The 10,179-nt window shown below is 41.9% G+C and carries 7 protein-coding genes and 1 pseudogene; 2 read left to right on the forward strand and 6 right to left on the reverse strand.

Translation table 11 applies throughout. The features are described 5' to 3' along the window. Positions 1 to 4: 4 nt before the first annotated feature. Positions 5 to 1,480, reverse strand: coding sequence for a sodium-dependent transporter (locus tag BK820_RS12245; protein ID WP_004814063.1), 1,476 nt, complete (start codon positions 1,478 to 1,480; stop codon positions 5 to 7). Between the two features lie 476 nt (positions 1,481 to 1,956). Then, positions 1,957 to 3,399, reverse strand: a complete 1,443-nt coding sequence (locus BK820_RS12250) for an aldehyde dehydrogenase family protein (protein WP_071321071.1) — start codon at positions 3,397 to 3,399, stop codon at positions 1,957 to 1,959. 303 nt (positions 3,400 to 3,702) lie between these two features. Between BK820_RS12250 and BK820_RS12255 the strand changes: the two genes are divergently transcribed. Then, the gene (locus tag BK820_RS12255; protein WP_071321072.1) at positions 3,703 to 4,395 is read left to right on the forward strand and encodes a TIGR04219 family outer membrane beta-barrel protein; all 693 of its coding nucleotides are present in this window, start codon (positions 3,703 to 3,705) and stop codon (positions 4,393 to 4,395) included. Between the two features lie 374 nt (positions 4,396 to 4,769). Beyond that, a complete protein-coding gene (locus BK820_RS12260; RefSeq protein WP_071321073.1) occupies positions 4,770 to 5,330 on the forward strand; it encodes a type 1 glutamine amidotransferase domain-containing protein in 561 nt (186 codons plus the stop codon). A 60-nt stretch (positions 5,331 to 5,390) separates the two neighbouring features. Here the strand turns inward: BK820_RS12260 and BK820_RS12265 are convergent, their stop codons facing one another. The 4 genes and pseudogenes from BK820_RS12265 to BK820_RS12280 form a co-directional block, all read right to left on the reverse strand. After that, the gene (locus BK820_RS12265) at positions 5,391 to 5,720 is read right to left on the reverse strand and encodes an ankyrin repeat domain-containing protein (protein ID WP_071321074.1); all 330 of its coding nucleotides are present in this window, start codon (positions 5,718 to 5,720) and stop codon (positions 5,391 to 5,393) included. Between the two features lie 55 nt (positions 5,721 to 5,775). After that, complete coding sequence (locus BK820_RS12270) at positions 5,776 to 6,609, reverse strand: toll/interleukin-1 receptor domain-containing protein (RefSeq protein ID WP_071321075.1); 834 nt, start codon at positions 6,607 to 6,609, stop codon at positions 5,776 to 5,778. A 94-nt stretch (positions 6,610 to 6,703) separates the two neighbouring features. After that, positions 6,704 to 8,053, reverse strand: a complete 1,350-nt coding sequence (locus tag BK820_RS12275) for an aromatic acid/H+ symport family MFS transporter (protein WP_071321076.1) — start codon at positions 8,051 to 8,053, stop codon at positions 6,704 to 6,706. Positions 8,054 to 8,406: 353 nt separating this feature from the next. Beyond that, a pseudogene (locus tag BK820_RS12280) lies at positions 8,407 to 9,759 on the reverse strand (MFS transporter). Positions 9,760 to 10,179: the final 420 nt, after the last annotated feature.

Below are 10,179 nucleotides of genomic sequence, written 5' to 3' on the forward strand. Positions count from 1 at the left end.
TCTCCTAACTATGACGGTCTTTAACTAGACTGAGCAGAATAGCGCCCAAAATAAAGAATGCAAGGGTGCCCCCACCAATCGTCCATAGCGTACTTGCGGGATAACCACCATAGCCTTCTGCCATGATTGATTTCAGGGTTAAACCCAATGCCAGCAATAATGACAAAGGCGTGATCACTGTCAGCATGAACTTCCAGCTGGCACCAAGTTTCACACTGGCAAATTCATTGACATGCATTTCCAGCTGTTTCATCAATGGACGGCGGAACCAGGACAATAAAATAATCGATAACAGGCCACCACCGACAATACCGATGTTATTGGCAAAGTAGTCAATAATGTCGACAAATGTAATGGCACTATGGGTCGAGAAGATCAAAGTCGATACCACTGCTGAACCACCGGCAATAATCGTCACGGACTTGTTCTTTGACCAGCCCAGCTTGTCCTGGAATGCCGCAATTGGCACCTGCAGGATACTGACCATGGAGGTAATACCCGCCACTGTTAATGACGCAAAGAATAGGAAGCCGAACAGGTCACCGCCTGCACCTAAACTGGAAATGATTTTCGGGAAGGCAATAAAGGCCAGACCGATACCACCAGATACTACATCTTCAACCTTTGCACCTGAGCTGAATGCCATGAAACCAAGTGCTGCAAAGACACCAATACCTGCCAGAATTTCAAAAGACGAGTTCGCCAATGCCACTACGATACCTGAACCGGTCAGGTTGGTTTTACGTTTCAAGTAAGATGCATAGGTCAACATAATCCCGAAACCCACGGAAAGTGAGAAGAAGATGTGACCAAAAGCTGCCAGCCAGACTTTATAATTGGTCATGGCTTCCCAGTTCGGAGTAAAGAAGGCATTTAAGCCATCAACTGCACCAGGTAAACGTACCGCCTGGATCACCAGGATCGTGAATAAAATCACCAGCAATGGCATAAAGATTTTATTCGCCAGTTCTACCCCACGGCGTACTCCACCGTAAAGGATCAGCATCACCGCTGCCCAAACGACTACCAGACCAAAAAACAGTACCGGAACAAAACCGAAGGTCAGGCCTTCACCATTTTGCAGATAGGTATTGAAGAAAAAACCTTGAGTATCGGTTCCCCACTGTTGTCCGAAGGAATAGAACATATAACTGCCAGCCCAGGACAATACGCTGGCATAATAAATCCCGATGATCAGGGTCACCATCACCTGCCACCAACCCAGAGATTCTGCATTCATGAGTTTTTTATAGGCCATCGGTGGTGCTTTGCGGAACTTATGTCCAACTGCATAATCTAAAAACAATAATGGCAAACCTGCTGCGAAAATCGCAATCAGATAAGGAATCAGGAATGCACCTCCGCCATTTTCATAGGCAACGTATGGAAAGCGCCAAATATTCCCTAACCCTACTGCAGAGCCAATCGCTGCAATAATAAATCCTGATCGTGCCGACCAATTCTCTCGAGTATCTGTCATAGAACACCTAAACCTTAGGTCTCTTTAGATGCTGCTTATTGTGGTTATCGCGCGAGCAAAAAAAGTACCAATAAAAATAATTCTGGGTGCTTCAATTGGAGCTTTGCCTTGTGAGCTTCAGCTTCTAAATCAGCCAACGGTCTAGCATGTCAAATCCTGGATAAAGCATCTTGCCCACACTGTCCGTGTATATGGATTTAACAATACTGAGTTTTAAGTATGATTTGTGTAAATTCTGCTCCTAATATTAATTTTTTATAATATATCTTGTTCAACCGTTCAATATTTCTCCAGGCTTAGCTTGATTTATTAAGTTATAAGTAAATTAACTTTTAGGAATATATTGTTTTTTAAGTATATCTTGATGAGTTATAAAAATTATTCCTGTTCTCTTCTTATTGAATAGCTGAACTTTACAAACTCAGATCATGAGCAAATGTGCGCATGATCTGAACACTTAAAATTTAAATCATTATTCAGGCTTTAATTACCAGTATTCGTTCTTCCTGCATGTCGCGAATTGCAGACTGGATGCCTTCACGCCCTAATCCCGAATCCTTTACACCGCCATACGGCATATTATCAACACGGAAGGATGGAATGTCGTTGATGATCACGCCACCGACATGCAACTGGTTCCAGGCATACAGCATCTTGTTCAGGTTCTGGGTATAAACACCCGCCTGCAAACCAAAACGACTGCTGTTGATGCATTCAATTCCGGCCTCAAAATCGCTGTATTTTTCCAAGATTGCCATTGGACCAAACACTTCATCTTTATACACTTCTAGCCCATGATCGACATCTTCCAGTAAGGTTGGCTCAAACATCACGCCATCCAGCTTGCCGCCACTGAGCACTTTAGCGCCTTTCTTCACGGCTTTATCCAGCCATTTTTTCAAACGCTGGGCTTCAGCTTCCTTGATCATTGGACCGACCAGGGTGGTGTCCAAATCAGGATCCGCTGCTTTGAGCTTTTTCAGTTTGGTTACCAGTTTTTTCTTCACCTCAGCGTAGATATCTTGATGCACCAAAATACGCTGCACGCTAATGCAGACCTGTCCGGCATGACCAAAAGCACCACCGATCAGGCGATCAATAAAGCTATCCGTGATTTCAGTATCAGGCTCGATTATTACCGCGGCATTACCACCCAGTTCCAGCGTGACTTTCTTGCGCCCTGCCCGCGCTTTCATATCCCAACCGACCACATCAGAACCGGTAAAGCTGAGCATTTTGAAACGGTCATCTGTCACCAGTACATCCGCCAGTTCACGTGGACAGGGCAGTATCGAGAACGCATTTGGTGGTAAATCAGTCTCTGCCAGAATCTCAGCAATCTTTAAAGCTGACACCGGTGTGAGGCTGGCAGGTTTTAAGACAAAGGGACAGCCCGCTGCAATTGCAGGCGCAATCTTGTGAGCGGTCAGATTCAGTGGAAAATTAAAAGGACTGATCAGGGAGACAGCACCAATCGGAACCTGTTTCACAAAACCCTGATAGCCCGATGCAGCTGCTGTAACTGCCAATGGCATCATACGGCCTGAATCAACCTGAGTCACGGCATCAGCAGCAATCTGGAAAGTATTGATCAGACGTTCCACTTCAGCTGCTGCAGCTTTACGTGGCTTACCCCCCTCAGCAATCAGAATCTCGGTCAACTGACCACGAATTTCATTAAAGCGCTTCACACAGTGCAACAGGATTTTCTGTTTTTGATAAGGCTCCAGAGCCGCCATTTCCGCTTCGGCTTTGACTGCTGCTTTAATGGCTTTTTCCAGAATTTTGGCATCTGCCAGTGACACACGTGCGCAAACCTTATGCGTATATTTATCCTGAACCTCCAGCCACTCTGAGGTTTCCACTGCCTTACCTGCAACATAAAGCGGATAGTCGATTACTGCTCGGGGTTTAGTCATGTCATGTCCTTTCAGAGTCACGCAATATTTCGATATATTTGATTATATGCTCAAGATCCAGTGACATGCGTTTTTAAAATGTAGACCTTAGTTGAGATGGCTGAAAAACCTGCTCTGTAATTGTTCCAGATCTAGCAAAATAAAACTGAACAATTAAGCTTAATCTGGCTGGATGGTTCCCCTACTTGCTGCCATATACATTTTGAAAATTACCTATATGATGCAGCTAGCCAGAAATACTAAAAATATGGATTTAGGTCATAAAACTGCTCAATTTGAGTCAAGCACAAGGAAATTCAACCTATGCACGCAAGAATCATTAATACCTTATTATGCGGACTGGCGCTGACTAGCGTCAGCCATGCCGATATCATTGGTCTGAAAGCAGATGCCAGCTACTGGAATTTTGACGGATATAGCCAGTCTGACAATGCCAGTAAACATGATCTGGACCGTCAAGGTACGGCACAGCTGTCTGTAGCTTTGGAACATCCGGTACCGTTGTTGCCAAATGCAAAAATCAAATATGTAAATCTCGACAGCAACAGCGAGCAAAGCACTGTACTTAATGCTTCAGATATCGAGCTGAACAATATTGACTATATTCTGTATTACGAACTGCTGGATACAGTTGTGCATGCGGATGTCGGTATCGGCTTAAGCAATCTGGATGGTACGGTGAAAAACCTGAATGCCGGTGCTCTAACCCAGTACGATCTAGATGAATACAGTCCTCTGCTCTACGCAACAGCAGGAGTTAAACTGCCATTCACCGGTATGAGCGCCAAAGCTGAAGCTGTTTACAGCCATGGCAGCGATAGCAAAAAGACCGATGTACAAGCTGAACTTCAGTACGACTTTATTGATAATCTGGCTGTAGACCTCGGTGCCAAACTGGGTTATCGCATGATGAAAATTGATGCCGAGCAAAATAATGTGCCAGATCTTCAGCTGGAATTTAAAGGTCCTTATATCGGTCTGGACATGCACTTTTAATGAAAAGAATGACTTACAGAGTACTACTTAGATCCTGTAAGCCCAGGCGTACAACATAAGCTGTTATCTGCGTCTTTCAAGCTGCATTAAGCTGCAGTATCTTAAATTCATAGAGAGCAGGATGCTCCGAAACATAAAAACAAAAATAAGCAGATGCACCAGGACGTGAGGTACGACAGGAGTTATACCTAAATCACGAAATACGGAAAAGCCCAGATAGGATATCGGGGCTTTTTTCCATCTATTGTTTTTCTCTGTTGTTCTATCAGGCCTTTCTTCTATAAATGCTTACAGTCCTCGGCTAAAAAAGCAACATTTCTAAAAATGCCTTATTGCTAAGCTAAAGACCCCTGCAGATATTGAGATTTACAATCATGGTCAAGAAAGTTCTGATTATCACCTCGAACGAAGGCATTGAACACGATGAATTAGTCCAGCCCCTGGATTTCTTGCAGTCACATGGTTTTGTGGTAATTCATGCTGCAGAAAAAAATGAAGATGTCCACACCATGGAAGCTGACAGCAAGCCAAGTGCACAATACACACCTGATACAACCATGCATGAAGTCAGTGTAGAAGATTATGATCTGCTGGTGATTCCTGGCGGAACAGTGAATGCGGATAAATTACGTATCAATGAAGATGCTCAACGCATCATCCAGTACTTTGCCGATAACCAGAAACCGATTGCGGCAATCTGTCATGGTCCATGGGCACTGATTGATGCGGGTCGCGTCAAAGATAAAAACCTGACTTCTTATAAGAGTATCAAGCTGGATCTAGAGAATGCCGGTGCAAAATGGGTCGATGAAGAAGTACACCGTTGCAATACCAATGGCTGGGTGCTGATTACTTCACGTAATCCGGATGATTTACCGGCTTTTAATACTGCAATTGTGGAAGAACTCGAAGCGGATATGGATATTATTGCGTAATCCTAAACCGTTCTCAAAAAGAAACCCCCAGCTTGTGGGGTTTCTTTTTTTTATTCTTTCTTATTTAGGAATGCTGCCTTTCAGGCTTTTTAAATATTCCACGACATCTTTATTGCCTGCCATTTCAGCCAGTTCTAAAGCAGTGTAAGTACTGCGATGATCGACATCTGCGCCTTTACTCACCAGTAACTTCACCACTTCAAGATGATCATTTTCAGCAGCAGCTTGTAATGCGCTATAGCCTTCTTCATCGGCGGAGTTAACGTTTAGACCTTCTTGTAAGCCCTGCTCAACCTGTTCAACATCACCTAGGGATGCCCAGTACACCAGCTCAGGAAGATGCAGTTCTTCATCATCTTCAGGGATTGGGGAGATAGAATTAAATTGCATAAGAGTTTCACCTAAATTTTAAATCTGAAAATTTTTTATAATCTCAAAATATAAGCTATATACCACTTAAATGTGTATTAACATCTCGTATGAATCTATCTCTTTTTCGTTCCCATGTAGCAATACTTAATGGATTTTTTAATTCAAAGAGCGTTTCTAATCTTTCTTTAAAACTATTCAATTTAGAAGCATCATTGATCATTAATCCTTGAGTTAATGGAATAACACCTTGGATATCTTGATAACTTAAAGGTGGAACAACTATTGGAATATGTTGTTTTGATAAAGCCCATGCTGCTCCCATTTCACATAAGCAGATTTTACTGTCATAAAAATTTTCAGTTAAAACAAATAAAACTAAAACATCTGAAGATAATTCTTGTTTGATCTGATCTAAGAAATTTGCTCCTAGCGGAATACCATATCCTTCAAAAGATGAACAAAAAATTTGTGTAGAATCTATTCCCATTGATTCTAGAATTTCTATCAGTTCTTCAACAATTAATTTATCTTTTGTTGCATGACTAATAAAAATCTTATTAAGTATTCTAGAGTTATATTCTACTGTTAAGAGTGCTTTTTCATTCTTTTCTTCAATATTCTCATCTAAATTTTCATCCAATTCTTCTTTAATAGCATTTAACACACCTAACCCCAATTTTATATGTGTAACATAGGGTTTAGATACTTTTAAAAACTCTGAATAATATGCACTAGAAATAGTGTAGTAATTTTCTAGAAAATTTAAAGTCTGGGTGCGCCAAGTTGTAAATAGTTGTGAATCACACATGATGGGTGCAATAACATTCGGAGGATTAGGCTTACTTGTTTTTAGAACATTGTTACCCTTCTCGATTAATTTTCCAATTTTTTCTAATTGTTTAGTCATCTGTATCTTTAAAGCATAATAGTTAGTATGTTATTCCTTAACATATTACATAAAAAAGCCCCCTTTCGGAGGCTTCTTATTTCAAACTTGGTTTTTAAGCTTTTGCAGGAACAGTATCTGCTGAACCAATCTTTTCCGACTCATTGTCATGCATGATCAATGCAACCGCAATTGCTGTAATCAGTACCGGTAAACCTACTGCCATAAAGTTGAAGTGTGCAGGCAGGTTCATACCTAGTAAGCCACCAATCAGGATTGGGCCGACGATCGCACCCATACGACCAATCGCAGAAGACCAGCCAATACCTGTAGAACGTACTGCCAGTGGGTAATACTGCGCTACATAGCTGTATAGCAACATTTGTGAACCGATTGATGCTGCACCAGCCAGGAACACCAAGATATAAAGTAAGAACTGGTTAGATGCAAAGCCCATTGAGCTCATCACAATCGCACCCATAATACCTAGGAACATCAGTACTGGTTTCAGGTGGAAACGGTCAGCCAGAATACCACCGCCGACAATACCAACGACTGCACCCACGTTCATGACCATCATGAACATTAGACTGTTGTCCATTGAGTAGCCCGCAGCCATCATTAGTTTTGGCAACCAGCTGCTAAGTGCATACATCGTCAGCAAGCAAGTGAAGAATGCCACCCAGAACAATAATGTATTGACTGCACGACCGCGGCGGAACAGGCTAACCACGTTCGCAGCTTCAGGTACGTTTTCCTGAGGTAAAGTGAATACTGTATTTTCAGTTACTTTTAAATCTGGTGCCATACGACGCACAATCTCTCGTGCTTCCGCTTGGCGATTTTGTTTCACCATAAATGAGATAGATTCAGGTAAGAATTTCCAGATCACAGGTAATAAAAACAGTGGAATTCCTGCGATAAAGAACATGATCTGCCAGCCAAAATCTGGAGTAAACCATGAGCCAAGTAAAGCAGCCATGACACCACCTACGGCATAGCCACTGAACATTGTGGTTACTAAGGTACTACGCATCTTTTGTGGTGCATATTCAGAAGTCAGTGCTACCAGGTTTGGCATTACACCACCAATGCCTAAACCAGCAAGGAAACGTAAAATACCAAACTCAGTCGGGTTAGATGCAAAGCCGCCCGCGAAAGTTAAACCACTAAACAGCACGATACAGATCATGATAACTTTTTTACGGCCAATCTTGTCTGCCAGCGAACCAAAAATCATGGCACCAAACATCATGCCTGCAAGTGCTGTACTGGCCAGCATACCTGCTTGTACTGCGCTTAAGCCCCAATCTTGCATTAAGAGTGGCAGCGTCACACCATTAATTGCTAAATCGTAGCCATCAAATAAGATAATGAGTAAACACCAAGCAACTACATTGAAGTGAAAAGGCGTAAATTTCGCATTATCGACTACAGAATTAACATCTATTTTTTCCGTTGTCATCGTTCTCATCTCCCATGAGTACTTGTCCATAAATCATGCTGACTATTACGACAAAACAGTCAGTTCGAGCGAATATACTGAAGTGGATTTCGCGTTACAATAAGACCATAGTTAAGGTAAATTAAAGCTTTAGAGATATACATTTATGTGATTATTCACGTTGTTATTAATATTTAAATGCTTGTTTTATATATTTAAAATATATTTTTAAGTGGGTCTTTTAGTAATTTTTCTAAGCAAGAAATATATTTTGATTTCTATTAAAAATTATGAATTTAAACGTTGAAACCCCTTATTTGAAGGGGTTTCAACGTTTTTAAAGATTAAAAATGAATATAAGAACCAGTGGGTCATTAAGCCTTGACAGTTTTAAGCTTCGGCTCTGCCATTGGATCTGCATTTACAACGCGGTCTTTACGCACAATCAGTGATACGGCAATGGCTACAATCACCACTGGTAGGCCAACAGCCATGAAGTTCAGCTGATGTGGTAATTCCATACCCAGCAGCATCCCGATCAGGATTGGACCGACAATTGCCCCACTACGCCCTACCGCTGAAGCCCAACCAATACCGGTTGAACGAACAGTTAATGGATAGTATTGCGCCACATAGCTATAAAGCAGAATCTGACCACCAATCGCTGAAGCACCTGCCACGGCAACCAGGAAGTAAATCACAGGTTGAGGAGATTTAAAGCCTAGTAGCGATAATGCCACTGCACCTGACAAACATAGAGTGATAATCACAGGTTTTAAGTGGAATTTGTCTGCTAGGATACCGCCGCCTACGGTACCAATGACTGCACCAATATTCATTGCCAGCAGGAACATTAAACTGTTACCTAACGAATAGCCTGCTGCCATCATCAGTTTCGGTAACCAGCTGCCTAAGGCATACAGTGTCAGTAAACACATAAAGAAGGCTAACCAGAATAACAGTGTGCTTGCGGTACTCCCCTGCTTAAACAGGCTGCTCACAAAAGCAGGTTCAGCAATTTTAATCTCGCTTAAAGCCAATTGAGTCTGGTCATTTAAACTGAGCTGATCATCTAAACGCTGCATCATTTGACGAGCATTATCATGCTTCTGCGCTTTCACCAAGAATGTCAGAGATTCTGGCAGGAATTTCCAGATTAGAGGCAATAACAGTAAAGGCACACCTGCGATAAAGAACATGATTTGCCAACCAAAATTAGGAGTAAACCATACACCTAATAAAGCAGCCATTACACCACCCACCGCATAACCACTGAACATGGTAGTGACCAAAGTTGCACGTAAGCGTGGCATATTCAAAAGTTAAAGCCACCAGGTTCGGCATTACACCGCCAATGCCTAAACCAGCAAGGAAACGTAAAATACCGAATTCTGTCGGGTTAGACGCAAAGCCACCTGCAAAGGTAAAACCGCTAAACAGCACCACACAGATCATGATGACTTTCTTACGGCCAATCTTGTCTGCCAGCGTACCAAACATCATCGCGCCAAACATCATGCCTGCAAGTGCTGTAATCGCCAGCATACCCGCCTGTACTGCACTTAAAGACCACTGCTGCATTAAGAGCAGTAAAGCCACGCCATTATTGCCAGGTCATAACCATCAAATAAAATAATCAGCAAACACCAGAACACGACATTAAAGTGAAATGGAGTAAATTTGGCCTTATCAATGACTTCATTCACATTGACTGTATTCATTGTCACATCTCACCTCCTGTGAGTTTTCAATTTCATTTTTTTAAACCGCGACACATGACATTTAACTCTTTAATCTTATTTTTATTGATTTATCCCGCCATGCTTTCGCAACAGCCCTAGTTGAGCACGCCGAGCTTTGCTCAAATACTATACAAAGGTCGCAAAATGGCATAGAAAGTTAGACCTTGTGGTCCAGTTTTTAATTAATTTAATAGCAGAGTAGGAAAAAAATTACATGAATATTCAATTTTTAGAAGGCAGACGACCCATATTCAATATGGCTGGAAGACAAGTTTGGAGACATATCCGCTCCAGAAACCTGTTCCAGTATACGCCTGCCCTGCAGATTTTCTGCTGTAGCTTTATATAAAAATTAATATTTGCAAGCTTGGGACTAAATTTCAAGCATAAAAAAACACCCCCTGC

The sequence above is a fragment of the Acinetobacter sp. LCT-H3 genome (genome assembly GCF_001866125.1).
In the GTDB taxonomy this organism is placed as follows: Bacteria; Pseudomonadota; Gammaproteobacteria; order Pseudomonadales; family Moraxellaceae; genus Acinetobacter; species Acinetobacter schindleri.